The 24,793-nt window shown below is 72.0% G+C and carries 19 protein-coding genes; 14 read left to right on the forward strand and 5 right to left on the reverse strand.

Annotation, left to right across the window (positions count from 1 at the left end):
* Nucleotides 1–126: 126 nt before the first annotated feature.
* A complete protein-coding gene (gndA, locus tag ACIRJR_RS20345; RefSeq protein WP_403782467.1) occupies nucleotides 127–1,566 on the reverse strand; it encodes an NADP-dependent phosphogluconate dehydrogenase in 1,440 nt (479 codons plus the stop codon).
* Nucleotides 1,567–1,915: 349 nt separating this feature from the next.
* On the opposite strand from gndA, the gene ACIRJR_RS20350 reads away from it, so the two are divergent.
* A complete protein-coding gene (locus ACIRJR_RS20350; protein ID WP_403782470.1) occupies nucleotides 1,916–3,391 on the forward strand; it encodes an alpha/beta hydrolase in 1,476 nt (491 codons plus the stop codon).
* Nucleotides 3,392–3,466: 75 nt separating this feature from the next.
* On the opposite strand, the gene ACIRJR_RS20355 is transcribed toward ACIRJR_RS20350, so the two are convergent.
* The 3 genes from ACIRJR_RS20355 to ACIRJR_RS20365 form a co-directional block, all read right to left on the reverse strand.
* On the reverse strand, nucleotides 3,467–5,299 hold the full coding sequence (locus tag ACIRJR_RS20355; RefSeq protein ID WP_403782473.1) for an ABC transporter ATP-binding protein: 1,833 nt from the start codon (nucleotides 5,297–5,299) through the stop codon (nucleotides 3,467–3,469).
* Between the two features lie 350 nt (nucleotides 5,300–5,649).
* A complete protein-coding gene (locus ACIRJR_RS20360; protein WP_403782476.1) occupies nucleotides 5,650–6,777 on the reverse strand; it encodes a hypothetical protein in 1,128 nt (375 codons plus the stop codon).
* Nucleotides 6,778–6,953: 176 nt separating this feature from the next.
* The gene (locus ACIRJR_RS20365; RefSeq protein ID WP_403782479.1) at nucleotides 6,954–7,436 is read right to left on the reverse strand and encodes a DUF5709 domain-containing protein; all 483 of its coding nucleotides are present in this window, start codon (nucleotides 7,434–7,436) and stop codon (nucleotides 6,954–6,956) included.
* Between the two features lie 213 nt (nucleotides 7,437–7,649).
* Between ACIRJR_RS20365 and ACIRJR_RS20370 the strand changes: the two genes are divergently transcribed.
* The 13 genes from ACIRJR_RS20370 (at nucleotide 7,650) to ACIRJR_RS20430 (ending at nucleotide 23,933) form a co-directional block, all read left to right on the forward strand.
* Nucleotides 7,650–8,906, forward strand: a complete 1,257-nt coding sequence (locus ACIRJR_RS20370) for an ATP-grasp domain-containing protein (RefSeq protein ID WP_403782482.1) — start codon at nucleotides 7,650–7,652, stop codon at nucleotides 8,904–8,906.
* Nucleotides 8,903–9,739 carry a Rossmann-like domain-containing protein gene (locus ACIRJR_RS20375; RefSeq protein ID WP_403782485.1) on the forward strand — a complete coding sequence of 279 codons (837 nt, stop codon included), beginning with the start codon at nucleotides 8,903–8,905 and terminating at the stop codon, nucleotides 9,737–9,739. The genes ACIRJR_RS20370 and ACIRJR_RS20375 overlap by 4 nt, the downstream gene beginning before the upstream one ends.
* The gene (locus ACIRJR_RS20380; RefSeq protein ID WP_403782488.1) at nucleotides 9,736–10,821 is read left to right on the forward strand and encodes a PLP-dependent cysteine synthase family protein; all 1,086 of its coding nucleotides are present in this window, start codon (nucleotides 9,736–9,738) and stop codon (nucleotides 10,819–10,821) included. Before ACIRJR_RS20375 ends, ACIRJR_RS20380 begins: the two co-directional genes overlap by 4 nt.
* On the forward strand, nucleotides 10,818–11,933 hold the full coding sequence (locus tag ACIRJR_RS20385; protein WP_403782491.1) for an enolase C-terminal domain-like protein: 1,116 nt from the start codon (nucleotides 10,818–10,820) through the stop codon (nucleotides 11,931–11,933). The genes ACIRJR_RS20380 and ACIRJR_RS20385 overlap by 4 nt, the downstream gene beginning before the upstream one ends.
* Nucleotides 11,930–13,204: an MFS transporter gene (locus ACIRJR_RS20390; RefSeq protein WP_403782494.1), complete on the forward strand. Its 1,275-nt coding sequence runs from the start codon at nucleotides 11,930–11,932 to the stop codon at nucleotides 13,202–13,204. The genes ACIRJR_RS20385 and ACIRJR_RS20390 overlap by 4 nt, the downstream gene beginning before the upstream one ends.
* Nucleotides 13,201–14,022, forward strand: a complete 822-nt coding sequence (locus ACIRJR_RS20395; protein WP_403782497.1) for a class I SAM-dependent methyltransferase — start codon at nucleotides 13,201–13,203, stop codon at nucleotides 14,020–14,022. Before ACIRJR_RS20390 ends, ACIRJR_RS20395 begins: the two co-directional genes overlap by 4 nt.
* 43 nt (nucleotides 14,023–14,065) lie before the next feature.
* On the forward strand, nucleotides 14,066–15,661 hold the full coding sequence (locus tag ACIRJR_RS20400) for an ABC transporter substrate-binding protein (protein WP_403782500.1): 1,596 nt from the start codon (nucleotides 14,066–14,068) through the stop codon (nucleotides 15,659–15,661).
* Nucleotides 15,658–16,611, forward strand: a complete 954-nt coding sequence (locus tag ACIRJR_RS20405; protein WP_403782503.1) for an ABC transporter permease — start codon at nucleotides 15,658–15,660, stop codon at nucleotides 16,609–16,611. Before ACIRJR_RS20400 ends, ACIRJR_RS20405 begins: the two co-directional genes overlap by 4 nt.
* The gene (locus tag ACIRJR_RS20410; RefSeq protein WP_403782506.1) at nucleotides 16,608–17,417 is read left to right on the forward strand and encodes an ABC transporter permease subunit; all 810 of its coding nucleotides are present in this window, start codon (nucleotides 16,608–16,610) and stop codon (nucleotides 17,415–17,417) included. Before ACIRJR_RS20405 ends, ACIRJR_RS20410 begins: the two co-directional genes overlap by 4 nt.
* Nucleotides 17,414–18,961, forward strand: coding sequence for an ABC transporter ATP-binding protein (locus ACIRJR_RS20415; RefSeq protein WP_403782509.1), 1,548 nt, complete (start codon nucleotides 17,414–17,416; stop codon nucleotides 18,959–18,961). The genes ACIRJR_RS20410 and ACIRJR_RS20415 overlap by 4 nt, the downstream gene beginning before the upstream one ends.
* A 324-nt stretch (nucleotides 18,962–19,285) precedes the next feature.
* A complete protein-coding gene (locus ACIRJR_RS20420; RefSeq protein WP_403782512.1) occupies nucleotides 19,286–20,788 on the forward strand; it encodes a UDP-N-acetylmuramoyl-L-alanyl-D-glutamate--2,6-diaminopimelate ligase in 1,503 nt (500 codons plus the stop codon).
* A gap of 282 nt (nucleotides 20,789–21,070) precedes the next feature.
* Complete coding sequence (locus tag ACIRJR_RS20425; protein ID WP_403782515.1) at nucleotides 21,071–22,621, forward strand: carboxylesterase/lipase family protein; 1,551 nt, start codon at nucleotides 21,071–21,073, stop codon at nucleotides 22,619–22,621.
* A 178-nt stretch (nucleotides 22,622–22,799) separates the two neighbouring features.
* Nucleotides 22,800–23,933, forward strand: a complete 1,134-nt coding sequence (locus ACIRJR_RS20430; protein ID WP_403782861.1) for a S1 family peptidase — start codon at nucleotides 22,800–22,802, stop codon at nucleotides 23,931–23,933.
* Nucleotides 23,934–24,132: 199 nt separating this feature from the next.
* On the opposite strand, the gene ACIRJR_RS20435 is transcribed toward ACIRJR_RS20430, so the two are convergent.
* Entirely contained in the window at nucleotides 24,133–24,786 is a 654-nt protein-coding gene (locus ACIRJR_RS20435) for a hypothetical protein (RefSeq protein WP_403782518.1), read from the reverse strand.
* Nucleotides 24,787–24,793 lie beyond the last annotated feature (7 nt).

Below are 24,793 nucleotides of genomic sequence, written 5' to 3' on the forward strand. Positions count from 1 at the left end.
ACCTGCCGGAGACCGCGGCCGAAGGGACGACGTCGTCCCCACTACGTGCGGAGTTGACGACAACAGCGCCGCGCTGCCCGTCTCAGCTTCCTCGGTGCGGGGAGCCGGGCGGTTCCGGCGGGCTGCTCAGCTCTCGACCTCGTTCTTGTCGCCGCCCCAGAGGGTGTGGAAGACGCCGTCGCGGTCGATGCGGCGGTAGGTGTGCGCGCCGAAGTAGTCGCGCTGTCCCTGGGTCAGCGCGGCGGGGAGGCGTCCGGCGCGCAGGGAGTCGTAGTAGGCGAGGGTGGCGGCGAACGCCGGGGTGGGGACGCCCTGGGTGACGGCGGTGGCGATCACGGTGCGCCAGTCGTCCTGTGCGGCGGCGATCTCCTCGGCGAAGCTCTTGTCGGCGAGGAGGCTGGGCAGCTGGGGCTGTGCCTCGTAGGCGCTGGTGATCCTGTCGAGGAACGCGGCGCGGATGATGCATCCGCCGCGCCAGATCGCGGCGACGTCGCCGAGGTCGATCTCCCAGTCGTACCTCTCGCTGCCGGCGGCGATCTGGTGGAAGCCCTGGGTGTAGGAGACGATCTTCGAGGCGTAGAGCGCCTGTTCGACCTGGTCGGCGAAGGCCGCGGCCTCGTCCTTGCCGAGCTTCCGGGCGGTCGGCCCGGCGAGGTGGCGCGAGGCCTCGCGGAGATCGGTGTGACCGGAGACGGAGCGCGCGAAGACGGCCTCGGCGATGGCGGAGACGGGAACACCCAGATCCAGGGCGATCTGCACCGTCCAGCGGCCGGTGCCCTTCTGCTCGGCCTGGTCCAGAACGATGTCCACGAAGGGCTCACCGGTGGCCGCGTCGGTGTGGGAGAGGACCTCGGCGGTGATCTCGATGAGGTACGAGTCCAGGCGGCCGGTGTTCCAGGTGCGGAAGATGTCCGCGATCTCGGCGGGGGAGTAGCCCGCGACGTCCCGCAGCAGCTGGTACGCCTCGCCGATGAGCTGCATGTCGGCGTACTCGATGCCGTTGTGCACCATTTTGACGTAGTGTCCGGCGCCGTCGGGGCCGATGTGTGTGACGCACGGGGCGCCGTCCTTGGCCTTCGCGGAGATCTTCTCCAGCATCGGCCCGAGCGAGCCGTAGGACTCCTTGCTGCCGCCCGGCATGATGCTGGGCCCGTTGAGGGCGCCTTCCTCGCCGCCGGAGACGCCGGTGCCGACGAAGTGGATGCCCTGCTCGCGCAGCTCGTGCTCACGGCGGCGCGTGTCCGCGAAGTGCGCGTTGCCGCCGTCGATGATCATGTCTCCGGACTCCAGGAGCGGAGCGAACTCCGCGATCACCGCGTCCGTGGCGTCCCCCGCCTTCACCATGACCACCAGGCGACGTGGCCTCTCCAAGGCCGCCACGAAGTCCTCGGCGCTCTCGGTGGCGACGAAATCTCCCTCGTCGCCGAACTGCTCGACGAGTTCGTGGGTCCGGGCGGCCGTCCGGTTGTGCAGGGCGACGGTGTATCCGTTGCGTGCGAAGTTCCGGGCGAGGTTGCGCCCCATGACGGCGAGCCCTGTGACACCGATCTGCGCTGTGCTGCTCATTGTGACCCTGCCTGCTTCCGGTTTCGTCGTGTGCGGGAGTCCGGCCGACCGCCCTGCTGGAGAGCGACTCCCGAGCCTACGGTGCGCAGCCGGTCGCGTACCGGGAGCCTTCCAGGGTGTCGCGATCTTCCCCGCAGTGGCGTCGGCCATCGTGGCACCGGTGGCGGGCCGTGCGAAAGGCTCAGGGCACCCCCGAGCCGTCCCCGGCTCTGCCCTGGAACGACCCTGACAACCGCACAGGGCAGCGAACAGCGGGCTTAACGTGTCCGGAAGGGCCGGTCCCACATCTGCTTGATCTGCGTGCCTGTTCCGTGGCCGGTCGTGCCTGATCCCCTCAGGAGGTCTATTCATGCTCTTCAGAGCCACATCCGCGTTACGACGCACCGCCGTGCGGTGCGCGGCGGTGATCGCGGTAACCGCTGTCGTCGGCCTTGCCGGGGCGCCCCCCGTGGCCGCGGCGCCGGTGACGCCAGAAGCCCTGCGATGGGCTCCGTGCGACGATACGGACAGTCTGGGAGCCGAGTGCGCCACGCTCGAGGTCCCGATCGACTGGGCCCGTCCCGACAGGCCGACGTTCGGCCTGGCCGTGGCCCGTCGTGAAGCCACCGATCCCGACGCACGCGTCGGCTCGCTGGTGTTCGGTCCCGGAGGGCCCGGAGACTCCGGCGTGGAGAGGGTGGTGGGCGGCCTCAGCCGGTTCAGCCCCGAGGTCCGCCGCAGGTTCGACATCGTCAGTTTCGACCCGCGCGGTGTGGGGCGCAGCAATCCGGTGATGTGTTCCGACGATTTGCTCGCGCAGCGGCCGTCGTCGGATCTGGAGAGCCAAGCGGACTTCGATGCCACCCTGGCCTACAACAAACGGCTCCGTGCCGACTGCCGGGCACGTACCGGGCCGGTGTTCGAACACCTTGACACCGCCCAGACCGTGCGCGATCTGGACGCTCTGCGAGGCGCCCTCGGTGAGGCCCGACTGACCTTCCACGGCAGTTCGTACGGCACGCTGCTCGGGGCGCAGTACGCCGAGACCTTTCCGCGGAGGGTCCGTGCGATGGTGCTGGAAAGCGTGATGGACCACAGCGTTTCCAGCACCCGCGCCTTCCTCCGGTCCGCGGCGGCCGCGGCGCAGGACTCCTTCGGCGAGTTCGAGAAGTGGTGCGCGGAGCACTCGGCCTGCGCACTGCACGGTCGCGACGTCGGCCGGGCCTGGCAGGGGTTGCTGAGCCGGGCGGAACGCGGCGAGCTGGAGGACCCGAAGAAGCCGGGCATCCCCCTTTCGTCGTCGGACCTGGTCAACGCCGTCGCTTTCAAGACCCTCTATCGCGCCACCTACGCCGAACTGGCCACGAAAATAGTCGAGATGGAGGCGAGCAGCCCACTGCCGGCCGCGCCCGCCTCGGCGTCGTCGCTCCCGTCGGCCGCCCCCGTCTTCTGCGCGGACTGGCACCTGCCGGTACGTGACCACCAGGAGTACGTCTCGCTCGTCGGCATGATGAACAGGACCGCGCCCGACCTGCCCCGTCTGCTGCCGCTCCAGATGACAGCGGCATGCCTGGGCACGCCTACGGCCAATCCGCAGCACCGGCTGGAGGCCCGGGAAGCTCCACCGGTTCTGCTGTCCAACGCGCTCCACGACCCCGCCACCGGCTACCCGTGGGCGGTCTCGGTGGCCCGGCAGTTCGGCCGCAGCGGCGTGCTGCTCACCTACGAGGGCCAGGGCCATGGCAGCGTCACCAGAGGCCCCTGCATGGAGCGGGCCGTCGACGGATACCTGACGGATCTGGACGTGCCGGTCCGTGGCTCCCGGTGTCCGGCCGTCCCGTCGTGAGCGTGCCTCAGCAGGGCTGGTAGCGGGTACGGGCGGTGGCCGCGTCCGGTTGCGTGTCGCAGCCGGACCCGGTCGTCACCCCGCCCGTTCCGCCGAGGCTGCGGGCTCGCCGGTGGCGGTGTCGACGAGGAAGCCACCGGACTGATGGTGCCAGAGCTTGGCGTAGGCGCCTTCGGTGAGCAGCAGTTCGTGATGGGTGCCCTGCTCGACGATGCTGCCGTGGTCGAGCACGATCAGGTGGTCCATCGCCGCGACCGTGCTCAGACGGTGTGCGACGACCAGTGCGGTCCGGCCCTCCATCAGCTGCCACAACGCCTGCTGGACGAGGGTCTCGCTCTCGGAGTCCAGGGCGCTGGTCGCCTCGTCCAGCAGCAGGATCGGAGCGTCGCGCAGGATCGCCCGGGCGAGGGCGACCCGCTGGCGCTGCCCGCCGGAGAGCTTGACGCCACGCTCCCCGACCATCGTGTCGAATCCGGCCGGGAGCTGGTCGGCGAACTCCGTGACGTGGGCCGCGTCGGCGGCGGCGCGGATCTCCGCGTCGGTGGCGTCCGGGCGCGCGAAGAGGATGTTCTCGCGCAGGGTCCGGTGGAACATGGCGGGTTCCTGCGGTACGTACGCGATCAGGCTCCGCAGGTCGGCCTGACGCAGCCGGCTGATGTCCTGACCTCCGATCATGATGCGCCCGGACTGGACGTCGGCCATCCGCAGCAGCAGCCGGGTCAGGGTGGTCTTGCCGCCTCCGGACCGTCCGACGAGGCCGATCCTCGCGCCGCTCGGGACGTCGAGGTCGAGCCCCCGGAAGATCGGGTCGCCACCGTCGTGGGCGAAGGTGACGCGCTCGAAGCGGACGTCCGCCGCCTGCTGGGCCAGCGGCTCGGGTGTCGCGGGGTCGAGCACGGTGGGCGGGACCAGGAGCAACTCGGTGAACTGGGCCGCCTCGGTCATCGAACTCTCGATGCGGCGGTAGATCTGGTTGAACTCGAACATGATGCGGGTGGAGCCGGTGTAGTACGTGAACGCGACCACGATGGCCTCCACGCTGCCGCCACCGGCGCCGATCCCGACGGCGAGAAGCAGACCCAGACCGTTGGTCAGCACGGACATCGGTGCGACGAAGGTGTCGATGCGGAGGTTGCCGTAGTCCCACGAGCGCAGGGTGAGCCTCCGGGACTCCGCGACCCGTGACCGGTGTTCGGCGGCCTCGCGTTCCTCGGCGGCGAACGCGCGCACGGTGTCCATGTTCATCAGCGCGTCAGAGACGTGCCCCGAGACCCTGGCGATGGCCTCCTCCCGGCGGTTGACCAGCTTCTGCCGGCGCCGGATGAGAGGTGTCACGCACAGTGCCGTCACCAGGATCATCGTCAGCAGACCGGCCACCAGCAGGGGGTCGTAACTCCAGAGGATCACCGTGCCGAACAGCAGCGGGGCCAGACTTCCCACGATGTTGAACGTGAGGGTGTCGATGAACTCCTCGAAGCGTGTCGCGAAGCTCAGCACCCGCTTGGTCAGGGATCCGGCGAAGTTGTCCTGGAAGAACGCGGCGTCCTTGGCGAACAGCTCGTCCATCCCCGCGGAGTACAGGTGCTCGATGCCCCGGGCGTCCACGCGGTTGAGGCAGTGCAGGCCCAGACGCCACATCGTCTCCGCCAGGAGGAGCACTCCGGCGAACACACCGACGTACGGGAGCGCCTCACGGATGCCGATGGCCCCGTCCTCGGCGATCCTGCCCACGAGCTTGGCGACGACCAGCGGAGCGATGTACGTGATCCCGATGTTGCCCAGCGCCGGGAGCAGGAGCGCCGGAACGGACAGTCTGCGCTGGCGGGAGAGTTCCCGCAGGTAGTGGCGGAGTGCGAGCCTGACCGGGCCCTTGCCCGGTCCGGTCCTCGGAGAATGCTGCGATCCCATGCCGACCTCATGTCGTTGCGCGGGCAGTTGCACCGGACTTCGCCGTCGTGGCAGGTCCCCGCCCCGCGAGGCACGGCGCCGATCCGTGCGGAAGCGCCGGTGCGCCTCCGTAACAAGGGGGTCCGGGAGACAGGAGTCTTCCGTGACCGTGAGGCCGTCGTCCAAGCGTTTTCGGGGGCGCGGGCAGCACGGCGGCGTGTTTCGGCCGGTCCGCCCGGGCACGCCCGCACCACGGGCGCACAGGTGTGCACCGGCGTGGGGCTGACGGCCCGGAACGGGGCGGACGTACCGTCAGTGGGATGTCCGCGGCCGTCGTGGTGGCGGTGCAGCAGGGGCGGCCGCCGCCGAGGTCAGGCGCGCTCCGCCGTGGGCGACAGCACCCACATGTAGCACCACGTGTCATCCTCCGAAGCGCGGGGCCCGTTCTCCGGCCAGTGGCGGAAGTACGTCCAGAAGCAGTCGGCTCCGGCACCGAGCCCCAGGGCATGCAGCGCGTCCCGCATCATCGGGGCGTGCACCGCGAAGAGGGCGGCGGTCACGGACGTGAGTACGGCCGAGCGCGGCAGGGCTCCACTCCGGTCCGCCCCGGCGATCCGGCTCCGGGCCTCTCCGATACCCGCTTCGATCTCGCGGCCGATCCTCAGGATCCCCCGGTCGGCCTCGTCGGCCGCCATCGCCCCGTCCAACTCCGCGATCCGGTCCTGGACATGGCCCCGGAGCAGTCGATGGCCGCCGAACTCCTCCACGGTGATCCTGCTGAAAGTGGCGAGCGAAACCCCTGCGATGACCGGTAATCGCACCTCGGTCACCAGACGAACGAACCTGCTCCGCTGGGGAGTCGCGGTGGACTCGCTCACTGCGCGCCTGTCCCGGAGCAGGAAGTCAGGGGCGTACCGGGCCGTGCGCGGAAGGTCCGGTCCGTGTGTCGTCGATCCCGTCCGGTCGCGGGACTCGTAGGCGATCATGGTCGAGGAGTAGCGAGGCAGATAGCAGAGGTTTCCCGACCGGGCCAATGGCTCGGAACCGGTCAGGAATCGCCCGATCTCCTTGAGCGGGGGTCCGGCGAATCCATAGGTGTATGTGTCCATGACCGTCAGGTCGATCGCCTCGGGGCCGGAGCTGTTGCTGCCGGGGTCCAGGCCTATGCGGGTCCTGGTGAACCGTCCGGCCTCCCGGTAGGGCATCTCCGCGCCATGGGTCAGAAGGAGCGTGTCGGCGACGAGCGCTGCGCTCCTCGTCAGCCGGGCCAGGTCGTAGTGCGGTTCGTCGGTGGCCAGCAGCACGCTGTACGACGACTTGGCGATCCGCCACCGCCGCCGGTGCAGTTTGACCGTGATCGGATCGAAGAGGTGGCTGACGTAGCGGCGTGCGACGTCCTCCGGGCTGTTCGGCAGCCTGCGTCTGTAGAAGCCGCTCATCACGCGTGCGACGGCCGGGGTACGCGCGTTCCGGTTCCGGCTCGGACTGTCACGCCACATGCGCTCATCCTGCGGACCGGCGCGCGGGCTGTCCACCCTGCCCGCGTGGTGAATCCCCGCACCCGGGTCGTCGCCGGGAGCGGATGGTACGCGTGTCCGCCCCGGTGCGCATACGCACCGGGGCGGACACGGCCAGGGGAGACCGGCTGGAGGCAGGTGATCCGGGTGCCGCGGCTTCAGCGCGTCGGCGCCTGCCCGAACAGGTCCTGCTCCTCGGGAATCAGGTGCATCGCCGCTTCCTCCGCGGACGCCGCCGCCCCGTCTATGCCGACGTCCTGGGCGGTGAGTGTGGAGGGCACGTGCCCGTCGCCCTCCTGGGTGAGCCGGCCCGCGCGGTCGGTGCCCACCTCCGTGTCCCAGAGCTCCCCGTCACCGTCCGCCAGATCACCCAGGCCGTCGTCGGCAGGGTCGGCCTTCTCGGGAATCTCCCTGGTCAGGCGGCTGTCGAGGGATTCGCCCGTGTGCTGTTCCGTGGCGGTGGTGCCCTCGTCGTCGACGGCCCAGGGCCGGTCCGGTGGCGAGTAGCCCTCGTCCAGGACATCGGTGAGCCCGGACGTGTCCAGGGTGTCCTCCAGGTCCAGGAGGTCATCGGGGTCGGAGGCCTCCGGCTCCTGCGGCTGGTAGACGTCGTCCCCCCGGTCGCTGTCGCGGTCGGTCATGGCGTGCCCCTTCCTCCGGTCCCCTCTACGCCAATTCCACTCCGGTCGGACGAAAGACGCAACGGAAGCCGTCGCCCGACGGCAGTGACGGCCCATTAGATGACAATGAAAACGATTATCGATAACGTGTGAGCCGTCGGGCCCGGGGGTCCCCTCGCGGGGGTGAGCTCTGTCTGCCCGCCTTTCCAACGGCACTGTGAGAAGAGGGAGTTCATGGCTCATCTGTTGGTGGTCGAGAGCTGGGTCGGATCGATGAGCAGACTGCTGCCGCGCGCCATGGAGGAGGCAGGACACCACTTCACCTTCCTCACCCGCGACCTGCACCACTACCTTCGGTCGGCGCCGGAAGGTGTGGACCATCCGCTGCTCACCGCGCGTAATGTCGTCACCCTGCCCACCAACGAGGTGGACGTGCTGCTTCCGCAGGTGGAGCGGCTTCACCAGGCCCTGTGCTTCGACGGAGTGGTCACGTCCTGTGACTACTATCTGCCGACGGCTGCCCGGATCGCCGCCCGGCTGTGCCTGCCGGGTCCCTCGCCCGCTTCCATGGAGAACGCCTGCCGCAAGGACGCAACCCGCCGCGTCCTCGCCGCCGCCGGTGTCCCCGGCCCCCGGTTCGCGGTCTGCGCGGACGGGGCGGAGGCCGAGGCGGCCGCCCGTGACCTCGGCTATCCGCTGGTGGTCAAGCCGGTGGACCTCTGCGGGGGCATGCTCGTACGCCGGGTCGACGACGAGCGCGCGCTGGCTGAGGCTTGCCGGGCGCTGGCCCGCTTCCCGCGCAATGCCAGGGGGCAGCGGCGTGCGCCCCACATCCTGCTCGAGGAGTTCCTCCGTGGCCCGGAGGTGAGTGTGGAGACCGTGACCTGCCGGGGCGTCGCGCATGTCGTCGGCGTGACGGACAAGAGCGTCGGAAGGGCCCCGGCCTTCGTCGAGACCGGGCACATGTTCCCTGCAGCCCTGGCTCCGGACGGCCGCGACGCCGCGACCGACGCCGCACTGCGTGCCGGGGAGGCCCTGGGGCTCGACGACGTCGTGGCGCACACCGAGGTCAAGCTCACGGCCGACGGCCCCCGGGTCGTGGAGGTCAATCCCCGTCCCGCGGGCAATCGCATCACCGAGTTGGTCCGCCATGTCACCGGCATCGATCTCGCCGCCGCATGCGTGGACGTGGCGCTGGGCCGGGAGCCCGACCTCCGGCGGCGTGACACCGGACTCCGCAGCGCGGCCATCGGATTCCTCGTCCCCGAGGCCGCGGGCACGCTCGCGTCCGTGGAGGGGGCCGACGGTGTACGGGAGGCCGACGGCGTCCTGGAGGTGCAGCTCGCCGAGGCAGGCCGCACGGTGGAGGCGGCGGACAGTAACAACGCGTATCTCGGGCACGTCATGGCCGGTGACGCCGGCGGGCTCGGCGCCAGGAACCGCGTCGAGTCGCTGCTCGCGGGAGTGCGGCCGCTGCTGGTGCGCTCATGAGGGCGGCCTCGCGCACCCTCGCGCCGTTCGACGCCCTCCTGGGGCAGGCCGCCCGCGGCGAACTCGGCCCGGATCCCCGGGCCCGTCGCATCGCGGTGGCCTTCACGACGTCCCAGGCCGTGCGGCACGACGGGCGGCACGGTGGATACCGCAACGAGGTCCTCAGCCTCCGTCTCGGCCGCGCCGTCGGCTCGTGCGCGGTCGAGCCGGGCGCGCTCCCCGAGGGAACCGTCGAGGACTGCGCCGGGGCGGATGCGGGCGCCCTCCTGGCCCACCCGCTGCTGCCGGTACGGGTCGCCGCGCTGGACGCCTACCTGATGGACCTCCTCCCGCACACCCCGTCTCACGGGGCACAGCCGGTGACCCTCCCCGCCGGAAGCTCGATCGAGCGCTCGCAGGCGCGGGCCGCCGCTGTCGTCGACCTGCTGGATCTCGGTCCCGGCAGCACGGTCCTGGTCGTCGGCGTCGTCAACTCGCTCCTCGCCGAGCTGCGTTCACGCGGCCTCGCCGCGATCCCCTGTGACCTGAAGGGCGGCACCACCGAGTGGGGAGAACTCATCGGTGCGGACGCGCTCGGGCAGCTCGGCCGCTGCGACGCGGTGCTGGCCTCCGGCATGACACTCGGCAACGGAACCTTCGAGGCGCTGCGCCGGGGCGCCCGGCGGCACGGCAAACCGCTGGTCATGTTCGCGCAGACCGGAAGCGCGGTCCTGCCCCGCCTCCTGGGCGCGGGAGTGGCCGCGGTGTGCGCGGAGCCCTATCCGTTCTTCTGGCTCGACGGGGGCCCCGGCACCATTCACCGTTACCGCGCCTCGGACGGAGGCACCTCATGACCACGGTGTCCCTGCCCGGCCTGGCCCCCAACCGCGAGCTCCTCGCCCTCCTCGGCCGCACTCCGCTGGCCAGGATCACCACCGGTCTTCCGCTGCCCCACCCAGGCTTCTGGGCCAAGCTCGAAGGGCACGCCGTCGGCGGGATGAAGGCCCGAGCCGCGGTCTCCATGCTGCTGGGCGCCGAGGAACGCGGCGAACTGCTTCCCGGCGCGACGGTGGTGGAGTCGACGTCCGGCACCCTCGGGATAGGGCTCGCCTTCGCGGGACAGGCCCTCGGGCATCCCGTCGTGCTGGTCGGTGACAGCGAACTCGAGCCCTCCATGCGACAGTTGCTCCGCTCGTACGGCGCCGTACTCGAGCTGGTGGACCGCCCCGCCGCGCGCGGCGGGTGGCAGGGCGCCCGGCTGGAGCGGCTGCACGACCTGCTCGCCCGGATCCCCGGTGCGTACTGGCCGGATCAGTACAACAACCCTGACAACAAAGCGGGTTACGCCTCGCTCGCGGCCGAGCTGGCCACCCAGCTCGACCACCTGGACATCCTCGTCTGCAGCGTCGGCACCGGGGGACACAGCGCAGGCATCGCCGGACCCCTGCGCAGGCACTGGCCCGCCCTGCGCCTCATCGCCGTCGACTCCACCGGGTCCACCATCTTCGGCCGGCCCGCCGCACCCCGGGTGATGCGGGGCCTCGGCAGCAGCATCCATCCGCGCAACGTGGCCTACGACGCCTTCGACGAGGTGCACTGGATCGGGCCGGCCGAGGCCGCCGACGCCTGCCGTCGGCTGGCCCGGGGAAACTTCGTCAGCGGCGGCTGGAGCACCGGCGCCGTCGCACGCGTCGCCGCCTGGGCGGCCCGCACCCACCCCGGTGCGGCCGTGGCCACGGTCTTCCCCGACGGACCCCACCGGTATCTCGGAACCGTCTACGACGACGACTTCATGACCGCCCACCACCTGGACCCGGACCTCGCCGCCGGGCGCCCCGTGGACGTCCCGCACCCGCGCGCCCCGCAGACCGGGGGATGGACGAGGTGCACCACCGTCATCGATCCGCTGGCCGCAAGCCCGGAGAGGCAGCCTTGAGACTCACCCAGCACACCGTGCGGCTCGTCCTCGCCCAGCCGTTGCGGATCTCGCGATCGACCATGACCGCCCGCGACGCCGTCCGCCTCACCGTCCAGCACGACGGCCTCACCGGCCACGGAGAGGCCGTCACCAGCACCTTCTACGGGCTCGACACGGTGACCCTGCAACGCCTCGCGGCCCGGGCCGGTGAGCGACTCAGCCGCTTCTCCGGCCCCGAGACCGCGCTGCACGCCCTGCGCGTCGGCGAACTCACCGAATCCGGGACCCCGGCCGCCGTGACCGCCGCGGTGGAGGCCGCGCTCCTCGACCTGGTCGGCAAGCGCACCGCCACCGCCGTCCACCGTTTCCTCGGTTCCCCCGTCGCGCCGAGGACCGCGACCGCCCGCACCATCTCCCTCATCTCCCCCGGCCGGGCGGCCGCCCAGGCCCGCGGGCTGGCCGAGGCCGGATTCACCGTCATCAAGATCAAGGCGGGCGACCGCGACCAGGACGCCGACCTTGACCGGGTCCGTGCCGTCCGCGCCGCGGCCCCGGCCGCCCGTCTCCTCCTCGACCCCAACGGCGCCTGGTCCCCCGGACAGGCGCGCACCCTGCTGCCCCGGTTCGCCGAACTCGGCGTCGAAGCCGTGGAACAGCCCCTGGCCCCCGGCGACCCGGACGCCCTCGCGCGGCTCGCCGCCCGCTCACCCCTGCCCGTCATCGCGGACGAGGACGCGGTCACCTACGAGGACGCGCGGCGGCTCGCCGGACGCGTCCAGGGGATCAACGTCAAACTCGCCAAATGCGGCGGCGTCCACGCCGCTCTGCGCATCGCCGCCCTGATCGAGGGAAGCGGCACGGAACTGATGCTCGGCTGCCTGACCGCCAGCACCCTCGGCATCGCCCCCGCGGTCCACATCGCCGACCGCGCCCGCTGGGCCGACCTCGACGGCCATCTCCTGCTCGCCCACGACCCCTGGACCGGCATCGGGGGAGAGGACGGATTCGTCGGGGCCGCCGGCCGGCCGGGACTCGGCGTACGGCCCCGTACCGGAGAAGACGCCGCCACGGAAGCAGACGCCGAGGCCGGAGCGGAAGCGGCCACCCGGGGCCGGAGCGTGGCCTCATGAGGACCTGGCACGAGATCCGGGGGTTCCCGCTCGCCATCCGCCTGCTGCTCGTCAACCAGCTCGGCGTCAACACGGGTTTCTATCTGCTCATCCCCTACCTCGCCACCCATCTCGGCGACGACCTGGGCATGTCGGCGGCCGTCGTCGGCATCGTGCTCGGCGTACGCAACCTGAGTCAGCAGGGCCTGTTCCTCATAGGAGGATCCGCTGCCGACCGGCTCGGAGCGCGAGGCGTCATCATCGCCGGCTGCGCGATACGCACCGTGGGGTTCGCCCTCTTCGCCTTCGGCGACGGACTGCCCGTACTCCTCGCCGCCTCCGTCCTCAGCGGCGTGGCCGGTGCCCTGTTCAACCCCGCCGTCCGCACCTATCTCGCCCAGGAGGCGGGGGAACGCAGGGCCGAGGCGTTCGCCCTGTTCAACGTCTTCGCGACCACCGGCGCCCTCCTCGGCCCCCTCCTGGGCAGCGCGCTCCTGCTCGTCGACTTCCGGGCCTCCGCGCTCACCGCCGCCGGAATCTTCGCTCTCCTCACCGCCGCCCAGGCCGCGGTGCTCCCCGCCCGTGACGTGCCGCCGGCCGCGGGGAGCGTCACCTCCGACTGGCGCGAAGCCGTCGGCAACCGAGCCTTCCTCGCCTTCGCCCTGGCCATGGTCGGCATGTTCACCCTGGAGAACCAGCTCTACCTGCTGCTGCCCGCCGGCGCTCGGCAGGCCACCGGATGGGACGGCGCCGCGGGACTCGTCCTCCTCGTGGGGACGATCGCGGGCATCGCCTTCCAGCTGCGGCTCACCCGCGCACTGAAAGGGCGGGGCACCCGAGGGCGCTGGATCGCCACCGGACTGGTGCTGATGGGGCTCGCCTTCCTCCCGCCGATGCTCGTCGCGGGCACGGACTCCCCACCGGGCGGCGCCCTGGACGCCACCCTGCGCGTCCTGCCCGTGCTGACCGGAGCCCTCCTGCTCCACCTGGGCGTCATGACCGCGCAGCCCTTCGTCATGGAGCTGATCCCCTCCTTCGGGAGGCAGGCGCTGACGGGCACGTACTTCGGACTCTTCTACGCGGTCTCCGGCCTCGCCGCGGCCCTCGGCAACGCGGCGGTCGGGTGGGCCATGGACGCGGCCCGGCGCGGCGGAGACGACAGCCCGGCGGCACTGCTGCCCTGGGCGTGCTGCCTGGCCGCCGGGCTGGCCTCGGCGGCAGCCGTGACCTGGCTCCACCGCAACGGCACCCTTCCCCGGGCCCACGCCGCCGCCGTGGCGGTGGCCGCGTGAGACGCCGGACGGGAAACCTGCTCACCGACCGGCCGGAACTCTACGAGGCGAGATTCCCCGACCCCCAAGGCCTCGCCGCGCGGTGGGCGGAGGACCTCCTGCGGCGGTTCGGCGCGGGACCGGACGTCCTGGACCTCGGCTGCGGAACCGGGCGCGACGCCGCCCGCCTCCACGCCGGGGGACGGCGTGTCACTGCCGCCGACCTGTCCGGCTCCATGCTCGCCCACGCCCGCCGGCACCACCCGGGACCGGTTTACGTACAGGCCGATCTCAGCCGGTTCGACTTCGGCCGACGCGCCTTCGACGCCGTGGTCTGCCTGGACAGTTCGCTGCTGTACTGCCACACGAACGACCAGCTCGACGGGTTCCTGCGGTCCTGCCGCCGCACCCTGGTCCCCGGCGGCCTGCTGGTCGCGGAGATGCGCAACGGCGCGTACTTCCTCGGCCGGGCCGAACCTCCCGCCACGCCCGCCGTCGCCCGCTTCACCTGGCGCGGCACCACGTACCGCTCGACCACGGTCCTGCGCGTCGACCGCGCCGCCCAGCTCCTGCGGCGTACCCGCTGCTGGACCGCCGACGACGGGAGCCCGCCCGTCGAGGAGGACTCGGCCTGGCGGCTGCTCCTGCCCCAGGAGCTGCGCCACCTCCTCACCGTCCACGGCTTCGACGTCATCGCCCTGTACGACGGCCCCGGGCCGCGCACCGAACCCGTCTGGCGGCCCGGGGTCGAGCCGGGGTCCGCCGCGGACGGCGACCGGCTGCACCTGATCGCCAGGAAGCAGGTCAGGACGCGGGCCAGGAAGCCCGACGGGCCGTGAACTTCGCCGTCCCTTCAGCACCCCCAGCCTCAGGAGAACAGCCATGACCTCATCATCCGACACGGCCTCACACTTCCCCGGCCTGCACAGACGCGGATTCCTCGCCGCCGCCGGGGGAGCGGCCGGCCTCGGCGCACTCGCACTCGCCGGATGCTCCGGGCCCGGCGCCACCGGATCCGCCGCCGGCAAGGGCGACGGCACTCCCCGGCGCGGGGGACGGCTGCGTGCCGCGTTCGCCGGAGGCGGAGCGAGTGAAACCCTCGACCCCCACCTCGGCAACCTCTTCGCCGACGCCGCCCGGAGCAAGGCGCTCTTCGACAAACTCGCCGACTACGGTGCCGACCTGGCGGCGGTGCCACGCCTGGCCGAGAGCTGGGAGCCGAACGCCGGCCTCGACCGCTGGACCGTCAGGTTGAGGCAGGCGGAGTTCCACGACGAGAAGCCGGTGACAGCCGCCGACGTCCTGTACAGCTACCGCCGCATCGCCGACCCGGGCAAGGCGTACCGCGCCCGGGCATCCCTGGAACCCATCGACCTCAAGGCGAGCCGCGCCACGGGGGAGCGGACCGTCGAGTTCGTGCTCAAGCGGCCGACGGCCGAATTCCCGAACGTACTCGCCGCGTTCGGCACGTACGTCGTCCAGGACGGAGCCACCGCCTTCGACCGGGACCCCGTCGGCTCCGGCCCCTTCCGGTTCGTCTCCTTCACCCCCGGCCGGTCCACCGTCCTGCGGCGCAACGACACCCACTGGGACGGTGCCCCGCACCTGGACGAGCTCGAATTCGTCGTCGCCAACGAGGAGTCCGCCCGGATCAACGCCCTTCTCGGCGGCCAGATCGAGTACGCCCACGAGCTGAACCCCGCCACCGCACGAGCCCACGAGAAGGCCGGTGACATCGAGATCGTACGGCTGCGCAACAGCGCCATGCAGGCCTTCGCCATGAAGACGGATCGCCCGCCCTTCGACGACCCCCGCGTCCGTGAGGCGTTCCTCCTCATCGCCGACCGCCAGGAACTGGTGGACGGCGCCCTGTCCGGCGCGGGCGAGACGGGCAACGACCTCTTCGGAAAGGGGTACGAGTACTACGCGGACGAACTCCCCCAGCGGGCACAGGACATCGGCCGCGCCCGCACCCTCCTCCGGCAGGCCGGCGCGGAGGACCTGAGGGTCACCCTCGACACCTCGGCAGTCGCCGCCGGCTTCACCGAGGCCGCCGGGATCTTCCGCGACCAGGCGGCGCGCGCCGGAGTCACCGTCGACGTCCGGATGGGCAGCAAGGACTCCTACTGGAAGGACATCCTCGACACCGGCACCCTGTGCTGCTACCGGTCCGGCGCCATGCCCATCGAGTCCCACATCTCCCAGCGACTGCTCACCGACTCCACCACCAACGCCACCCGATGGGCGGACAAGGACTTCGACGCGCTCTACCGGCGGGCCCAGTCGACCAGGGAGCGGCCGGCCCGGGCAGCTCTCTACGGGCGGATGCAGAGGCGACTGCACGCCGAAGGAGGCTTCCTCGTCTGGGGCTTCGGCGACTGGATCCTCGGCACCGCCCGTTCCCTGCGGGGCGTGGCCCGCGAGGCGCCCGCCAACACCCTGGACTGGGCGCGCTTCGACAAGGTCTGGCTGGCATGAACGGACCGCGTTCCTGGATCGCCCGGCGGCTGCTCCTCGGCGTCCTGCAGACCGCGGCCGTCGTGCTCCTGGTCTTCGCGCTCACCGAGGCGCTCCCTGGCGACGCGGCGGTCGCCTTCGCCGGGGACCAGCCCGACCCGCAGCGCATCGCGGCCGTCCGCGAGGCCATGGGGCTCGACCGGCCCGCGCACGAGCGACTGGCCGAATGGGCGGGGGGACTCCTCCACGGCGACTTCGGCACCTCCCTCACCTCCGGCCGGCCCGTGGCCGGATTCCTGGCGGACGGCTTCGGCCCCACCCTGCTCCTCACCGGGCTCACCGTGCTGCTCCTCGTGCCCTTGGGGGTGGGCCTGGGAGTCGTGGCCGCCCGCCACGAAGGGCGGTTCACCGACCGGCTGATCAGCTCGGCGACCCTCGGCGTCTACGCCGTCCCCGAATTCGCCCTCGGAGTACTGCTGGTGAGCGTCCTCGCTCTGCGGCTCGGCTGGCTCCCGCCGACCGCCCTCGGCCACGGCACCGGTCTCCTCGGCCATCCCGCCGTGCTCGTGCTGCCCGTCCTCGTACTGGTCGCCCGGCCCGTCTGCTCGCTGGCCCGACTGGTCAGGGCCGGCATGATCGAGGCACTCGCCGCCCCGTACACCGCCCACGCCGAGCGGTACGGGATCTCAGGCGCCCGCATCCGCTACGGGCACGCCCTGCCCAACGCCCTCGCGCCCGCCACCCAGCAACTGGCCCGCACCATCGACTGGCTGCTGTGCGGCGTCATCGTCGTGGAGGCCCTCTACGTGATCCCCGGACTCGGCACCGTCCTCATGAACGCGGTGGCGGACCGCGACATCCCCGTCGTGCAGGGGCTCGCGGTGGTCTTCGGCCTCGCCACCGTCGTGCTCAACCTGGGCGCCGACCTCGTCACCCACCGGCTCGCACCGCGCTCGGCGGTGGCGGCGTGAAGCGGCTCCGCCGGTACGGACCCGGGGCGGCCCTCGCCGCGGTCCCGCTCGCCCTCGCCCTCGCCGGGCCGTTCCTGGCCGGGGACCCTCCGGCCCGCGCCGCGTCCTTCACCCTCGGCGGCGGACACCTGCTCGGCACCGACTTCGTGGGCCGGGACGTCGTCCAGCAAGTACTCCTCGGAGGAAGGCCCGTGGTGCTCGTCGCACTCGCGGCCACGGCCCTCGCCTACCTCGTCGCCCTCCCGCTCGGACTGGTCGCCGCGCTCACCCACCGCAGGTGGCTGGAGGAGGTGCTGATGCGTCCGCCGGACGTCCTGCTCGCCGTTCCCTCACTGCTCATGATCCTCCTGGTCGCCGCCGCCTTCCCGCCCGGGGCGGCGGGACTCGCCCTGCTGGTGGCCTTCGTGTCCGTCCCCGACGCCGCGAGGATCGTCCGCGCGGCAGCGGCCGAAGCGGCGTCCCGGCCCGCGGTGGAGGCACTGCGGATGCAGGGGGAGAGCTGGTGGCGCCTCGCCGTCGGATACGTCGGGCGGTCCATCCTGCGCACCCTCGCCGCCGACGCCGGGATCCGGCTGACCGGGGTGCTCTACCTGGTCGCCACCGCGGCCTTCCTGGGAGTCGGGGTCGCCCCGGACGCCTCCGACTGGGCCGTGATGGTGGACCGCAACCGCACGGGGATGCTCATCCAGCCCTGGGCGGTCGTCGTGCCCGCCCTGCTCATCGTCGCCCTCACCATGGGCGGCAATCTGCTCGTCGACGCGGCCATGGACAACCGGACCCCGCGCGGAAAGGGCCGTCGCCCATGAACGAGAACCCCGTGATCGCCTCCCTCACCGGGCTGACCGTCGAGGTCGACGGGCGGACGCTCGTCGACCGGGTCTCGCTGCGGATCCGGCCCGGCACCGTCACCGCCCTCGTCGGCGCGTCCGGCAGCGGCAAGACGACGACGGGCCTGGCACTGCTGGGCGAGTACCCCGCGGGGGCGCGGGTGACGGGCGAGGTGACCGTGGAGGGGACCCGGATCGGCTACGTCCCCCAGCACCCCGCCGCCGTCCTCAACCCCGCCCGCCGCACCGGGGCCCTCCTGCGCGACATTGCCCGGAGGCAGGTAAGGGCCCTGCCCCGCTCGCGACGCCGTGCCGCGGTACGGGAGCGCGTCACCCGGGCCCTCGCCGACGCCCAGCTCACCTCGGCGGACGAGGTGCTGAGCCGCTACCCGCACCAGCTGTCCGGTGGCCAGCAGCAGCGTGTCGTCCTGGCGCAGGCGCTGCTCCTCGGCGCCCGCGTCGTCGTCGCCGACGAGCCCACCACCGGCCAGGACGCCCTGACCAAGCGCCGCATCACCGACCGGCTCGGGGCCCTCGCGGGCCGGGGCATCGCCGTACTGCTGCTCAGCCACGACCTCGACGTCGTACGCGAACTGGCCGACGAGGTGCTGGTGATGCGCGGCGGCCGCGTCGTGGAGCAGGGCCCGGCGCACCGGATCCTGGACACCCCCGCGCACCCGTGGACCAAGGAGCTCCTCGCAGGACCGAGGAACCTGCCGTACGCGGACCCCGAGCGCGTCGGCACGGAGGTGCTGACCGTCAGCGGACTCACCGCCCGTCACCGGACCGGCGGCGCCCGTGTCCCGGTGCTGAGCGTGGACCGGCTCTCCCTGCGCCGCGGGGAATGCCTCGCCGTCGTCGGGCGCTCGGGCAGCGGCAAGACCACCCTCGGCCGCTGTCTCGCCGGCCTCCACCGCGACCACACAGGGCAGGTGACGCTGGACGGCGAGGCCCTGCCACGCAGCCTGCGGGACCGCAGCCGCGGGCAGCTCGCCGCGGTGCAGTACGTCTTCCAGGACGCGCGGGCCGCCTTCGACGAACACCGGCCGGTCCTCGACCAGGTAGCGCGGACAGCGGTGCGCCTGTACGGCACCGGACGCCGGGAGGCGACGACACAGGCCCTGCGGGTGCTGACGGACCTCGGACTGGACGACGGTCTCGTCCGCCGGCTCCCCGGCCGGCTGTCCGGCGGCGAACTCCAGCGCGCCGCCCTCGCCAGGGCACTCCTCGCGCGGCCACAGGTGCTGGTCTGCGACGAGATCACCTCGGGACTGGACCCCGTGACCCGGCGTTCCCTGCTGGACCTGCTCGCCGTACTCGTCCGCCGTGACGACGGTCCGGCCGTCGTGCTGATCACGCACGACCTCGACACCGCGGCGCAGGCGACCCGCGTGGCCGTGCTGGACGGCGGCGAGATCGTGGAGGAAGGCCCCGTCGAACAGGTCCTGACCACCCCCCGGCATCCGTTCACGCGTGCACTGCTCGGCGCGTCCGGCGGGTGGGGAGCCGCGGTACGCCCCTGAAGCGGAATCCGGACCGGCCGGACGGACGTACACTCGCCCCATGGGACGCACCGGTGTCATGGGGAACCGCCTGCACCAGGCCGCTCCCGGTGTGTCCGCGAGCTGCCGTTCCGCCCTGCACGGGCACGGCTAGCGACCTTCGGCGGCCGCCGCATCCCGGGACGCGCGCCGTCCCGCTTCAGCGAAGCACCGAGCACGGTGCGGCCCGCTCTCCGCCTCGCACGTCGCACGCGCTCCACTTCACCACCGCTGCTTCGGCGTACCGCCGTCGCGGCGTTCCGGCGACGGCCGCACCACGGCCCGAGCCCCCTCGAAGGGACCACCTTGAAGCTGAGCGAGCTGCTGGCCGGACAGAACCACCACATCCTCCGGGGCGACCCTGAGAAGACCCGCATCACCGCCGGGACGGCCTTCGACGCGGACCGGGTGGCTCCGGGGGCGCTGTTCGTCGCGGTGCCGGGCCATGTGGAAGGGGGCCCCGGCGCGGTCGCCCCGGCACTCGCCCGGGGCGCGGTGGCCGTCCTCGTGGAGGACGGCTGTGCGCTGCCCGCGACCGCGGAGGACGTCTGTGTCGTCCAGGTGGCGGATGCCCGCTCCGTGTCGGCTGTCGTCGCCTCCCGCTGGTTCGGTGAACCGGGACGGGCGATGGACGTCGTGGCGGTCACCGGAACCAACGGGAAGACCTCCGTCTCGTACATGGTCGAGTCGGTGCTGAGGATCTCCGGGGGCGCGAGTGCCGGGGTCATCGGCACGGCCGGAAGCCGCATCGGAGACGAAGTCATCCCGATGCCGCGGTCGGTGCTGAGCACCCCGGAGTCCCCTGACCTCCAGTACCTGCTGGGCCGCATGCGCGACCGCGGTGTGAGGACGGTGGTGCTGGAGGCCACGTCGATGGGGCTGCTCACCCACCGGGTCGACCGCACCTTCGTCGATGTGGGGGTCTTCACCAATCTCAGCCAGGACCACTTGGACGACCACGGCACGATGGAGCACTACCGGGACGCCAAACTCCGCCTCTTCCAGGGGCTGTGCCGACACGCCGTCGTCAACGCCGACGACCCGGTGGGGGCCCGGATCCGGACGATGATGCCGGACGCGGTGACCACGTACGCCCTCGACGCCGAGGCCGACTACCGGGCCACCGATCTGACGGTCGACGCCTCGGGGACGCGCTTCACGCTGCACCACGACGGCCGCAAGTATCCGGCGGCGATCCCCTCGCCCGGCGCCTTCTCGGTGCTGAACGCGCTGGCCACGGTGGCGGCCTGCCACACCCTGGGGCACGATCTCCCGGGCCTGGTCTCCGCACTCGAGCGGATGCCGCAGATCCCGGGCCGCTTCGAACGGGTCACGACACCCGAGGGCACCTCGGTGATCGTGGACTACGCGCACTCCCCGGACTCGCTGGACAAGGTGCTGAGCACCATCCGCGGATTCGCCCGCGGCCGGGTCGTCACCGTGTTCGGCTGCGGCGGGGACCGGGACACGACCAAGCGGGCCGAGATGGGGACCATCGCGGGGACGCACTCCGATCTGTGCGTCCTCACCTCGGACAACCCGCGCAACGAGGACCCCGAGGCGATCCTGGACCAGGTCGCACCGGGCATCGAGGAGACCGGCACACCCTACGAACGCTGTGCCGACCGACGTGCGGCCATCGAAATCGCCCTGGAGGCCGCCGGGCCGGACGACGTCGTGCTGATCGCCGGCAAGGGCAGCGAACCCCACCAGATCGTCGGTGACGCGCTCCTGCCCTTCAGCGACATGGCCGCCGTCCGGGAACTGACCGCCGCCCGCGCGACACGGACTCAGACCACCCGGCGGTAGACCAGGCCGAAGTCGTGCTCCCATCCGCCGCCGTCGCACCGCCGGCTGCCTGGGACGGGCCGGTTGTCATCTCGTCACCGGGCTACCTGTGTGACCTGCCGGTAGGGGTGCATCCAGGATCCGCGCCACGGGGTGCGCGCCTGGGCCGACAGGCCGTGGATCCCCCGACTGATTCACATCGCGGATGCGTGGGCCGGCACCGACCAGGTGTTGGCCCGGAAAGCACCGCCGGTGCGAGGCTGACACCGGGCCCCGCCGGGGCCGGAGAGCGGGGGAGTGGGAATGAACGTGTTCGGGACGAGGACCGGAGCGGTCGCGGGCCGGCCGGCCCTCCGCGATCCCGGAGTGGTCGTACTCCGCGGCATCCCGTACGCCGCCCCGCCGTTCGGAGCCGGCAGGTTCCGCGCCCCCCGCCCCGCCGCCCCCTGGACAGGAGTGCGGGAGTGCACGTCGTTCGGGCCCGTCGCCCCGCAGTCGGCCGAGCTCCCCGGATCGCCCGTCCGGTCCGAGGGGGACGAGGACGTCCTCAGCCTCAACATCTGGACCCCGGGCGGCAGCGGCGACGAGCTCCCCGTGCTGGTCTGGATCCATGGGGGCGCCTTCGTCTTCGGCTCCTCCGCCCAGCCGGACTTCGACGGGACCGCCCCGGCGGCCGAGGGACTCGTGGTCGTCACCCTCAACTACCGTCTGGGCTTCGAAGGATTCGGCCACGTCCCGCCGGTCGCCGGCGTGGAACCCTGTCCGGACAACCGGGGCCTGCTCGACCAGGTGGCCGCCCTCCGATGGGTGCGGGACAACATCGCCGCGTTCGGGGGCGATCCCGGCCGGGTCACGGTGGCCGGACAGTCCTCCGGAGCTACGTCAATCGCCTGTCTGATGACGATGGAGAGCGCGCGCGGCCTGTTCCGGCGTGCCGTCGTGCACAGCGCCGTGAACGCCTGCGCCACCCCGGCGTCCGCGGCCCGCACCACGGCCGAAGTGGCCGCGGCCGCGGGTGTCCCCGCCACGTACGAGGGCCTGGTGTCCGCCTCGCCGAGGACACTCGTCGAGGCCTCCGACCAGGTGGCGGAGAGCTACCTGAGGGACCCCGGATCGGGGCCGCGCCACTACGACCCGGCGATCTACGGACCGGTGGCGGGCGTGGCCGGACTGCCCCTCGACCCTCTCACGGCGTTCGCCGCGGGTGCCGGCCACGACGTCGACCTGATGGTCTGTCATACCAGCGAGGAGTACTGGCTGCTCGACGCGGTGGGCAGTTGCGCGAAGGTCACCACCGAGAGCCGGCTCGCCCTGTTCGCCGCCGACCACCGGCTCCCTCACTCCCTGCTGGACGCCTACCGAGGCCTGATGCCCGCAGCCTCCGTGCACGAGCTCTACCTGGCCGTGTACGGGGACCTGATGTTCGGCGAGTACAGCAGCAGGCTTGCCGACCTCCACACCCGCGCGGGCGGCCGGACCCACCTCGCCCGCTTCGTCCGGCAGCGCGACGGCCGGGGTGGGCCGGTCAGGGCCTGGCACTGCGCGGACATCCCCTTCGCCTTCGGTGTCCTGGACGACGAGAGCGTCCACTTCCTCATGGGAGGACCTCCCGGCGGAGCCGACCGCCGGCTCTCCGGGTGGATGACGCGGGCATGGGCGTCGTACGCCGCCACCGGCGACCCCGGCTGGCCCTCGCTCACCTCGTCGGCGGACGGCGCTGTGCGGATCTGGGACACCTCGTCGCCGGACGGCCCCGTGCGGTTCCGGGACGGCTCTCCGGCGGACGGCCGCGGCCGATGGGACGCGTTCCGTGCGCCCTGGCGCACCTGCGGACTCCCTCTGCTCGTGCCTTGATCCGGCGGTGTCACGTCAGGAACCGACGCGACGTCATTGGCATGGACCTGCCTGTCGAACTGCACTACAGTCCGTAGCGGCACTTCTGAGAGCGCTCTCAGTCAGCTTTCGGATGCTTCCTGTTCCACCCCCACGATGCTGGAACAACAGAAGGGGCACCCCCTTGAGACACACGACAATGGTGCGGACGGGTCTCTCCGCACTGCTCATCATGGGCACCTGGGCGACCGTCGGTCCGGTCCAGGCCTCCGCGGCGGACTCCCCCTCCTCCGTGGAACCCCAGGCCTCGGCAGGAATCGTCACTGCCATGCAGCGGGACCTCGGGCTGACGAGAAGTCAGGCCGAGGCGCGGCTCACCGCGGAGAAGACGGCGACCGCGTTGCAAGGAAAGGCGCGTGGCGCGGCCGGGGCGTCGTTCGGCGGGTCCTGGTTCGACGCGGGGAGTGGCCGGCTCACGGTCGCGGTCACGGACGGCGCCAAGGCCGGCGACGTCCGGGCGACCGGCGCCCGGGTAGAGGTGGTCGAACACACGGCGCGGGAGCTGGACGCCACCAAGAAGCAGCTGGACGGACTCTCCGCGCCCAGCGGCGTCAGCAGTTGGCACGTCGACCCCCGTGCGAACACGGTCGTCGTGAACGTCGTCACCTCGGAGCGGGGTGACAACGATGTCCGCGCGTTCGTCGCGAAGGCGCGCGAGGCGGGCCCGGTCACGGTCAGGCAGACCGCCGAGGCGCCGCAGACCTTCTCCGCCGGAACGGTCGGCGGCGACCCGTACTACACCGGCAACGTCCGCTGCTCCATAGGCTTCTCGGTGCACGGAGGCTTCGTGACCGCGGGCCACTGCGGCCAGGCCGGCGGAGCGGTCCGGGGCTGGGACAACTCGGCCATCGGCACCTTCCAGGGCTCGTCGTTCCCCGACAACGACTACGCCTGGGTGAGTGTGGGCAGCGGCTGGTGGACCGTCCCGGTCGTCCTGGGCTGGGGCACCGTCTCCGACCAGTTGGTCCGCGGATCCAACGAGGCGCCGATCGGCGCCTCGATCTGCCGGTCCGGCTCCACGACCCACTGGCACTGCGGCAGCGTTCTCGCCAAGAACGAGACCGTGAACTACAGCCAGGGGGCCGTCCGCCAGATGACCAAGACCAGCGTGTGCGCCGAACCTGGCGACTCCGGCGGCTCGTTCATCAGCGGTGACCAGGCGCAGGGAGTCACGTCCGGCGGATGGGGCAACTGCAGCAGCGGCGGCGAGACCTGGCACCAGCCCATCAACGAGATCCTCAACCGCTACGGGCTGACCCTCCACACGGCCTGACGCTCCACACGGTCCGGCCGATGGCCCCCGCATGGTCCCGTTGACCCGGCGGGAACGCGACCGGTCTGCTGCGGCAGCAGGGTGGCCCCCTGCCGCAGCAGACCTCGGCCCGTTCCGGCCCCGGCCGTGCGGGTCGGCTCCCGGAAGGCGGCCGGTGGCCTGCACGCGTGTCCCGTGTGTCACCGCGGTTCGAGGACGCTCACGCGGCGGACCGGACCCTGATCGCGTGGCTGAGGGCGGCTTGCTCGTCGTCGGGAAGGCGACTCTCGGCATGGAGCATGCGCAGAGCGGCGGTGATGCGTTCCTCGTCCTCGGCTGTGCCGAGGCTGCCCATGTACGGGGGCAGCAGCAGGCTCAGGGCTTCGAGGTCCGTGCGTGCGCAGAGTGTGGTGAGGAGTTCTCCGACCGGGTCCTCGTGGTGCTGCGGTGCGGGCCGGGCGGTGGCACGCAGTCCTGCGGCGATGCGGTAGCGGAGCCATTGCTGGTGGGGGCCGGCCGGGACATCGTTGATGTGCCTGGCGGCGGACTCGAAGTGCTCGCGGGCCTGCTGGGTCTGGCCCAGGTCCCGGTGGGCCCGGGCCATGTTGCCGTGAAGTGAGGCGTAGAAGCCGCGGACACGTGCGTCGCCGACCTTGTCGGCCCGGGTCAGGCACTCCTGGTTCCAGCGCAGGGTCTCCTGCGGGGTCGGCTGGTGCCGGGCGAGGTAGTGCGCGGCGATGCAGGCGTCGTAGTCGTCCTCGGCTGCGTCCCACGCTTGAAGGAACAGGTCACGTGCCCGGACATCTCGTCCTTCGGCCTCGGCCTGCATACCCTGCGCGCACAGCTGCACGACGACGTTCTCGGGGTCGGTCACGGTTCTC

It is taken from the genome of Streptomyces sp. NPDC102402, from assembly GCF_044765765.1.
Lineage (GTDB): Bacteria > Actinomycetota > Actinomycetes > Streptomycetales > Streptomycetaceae > Streptomyces.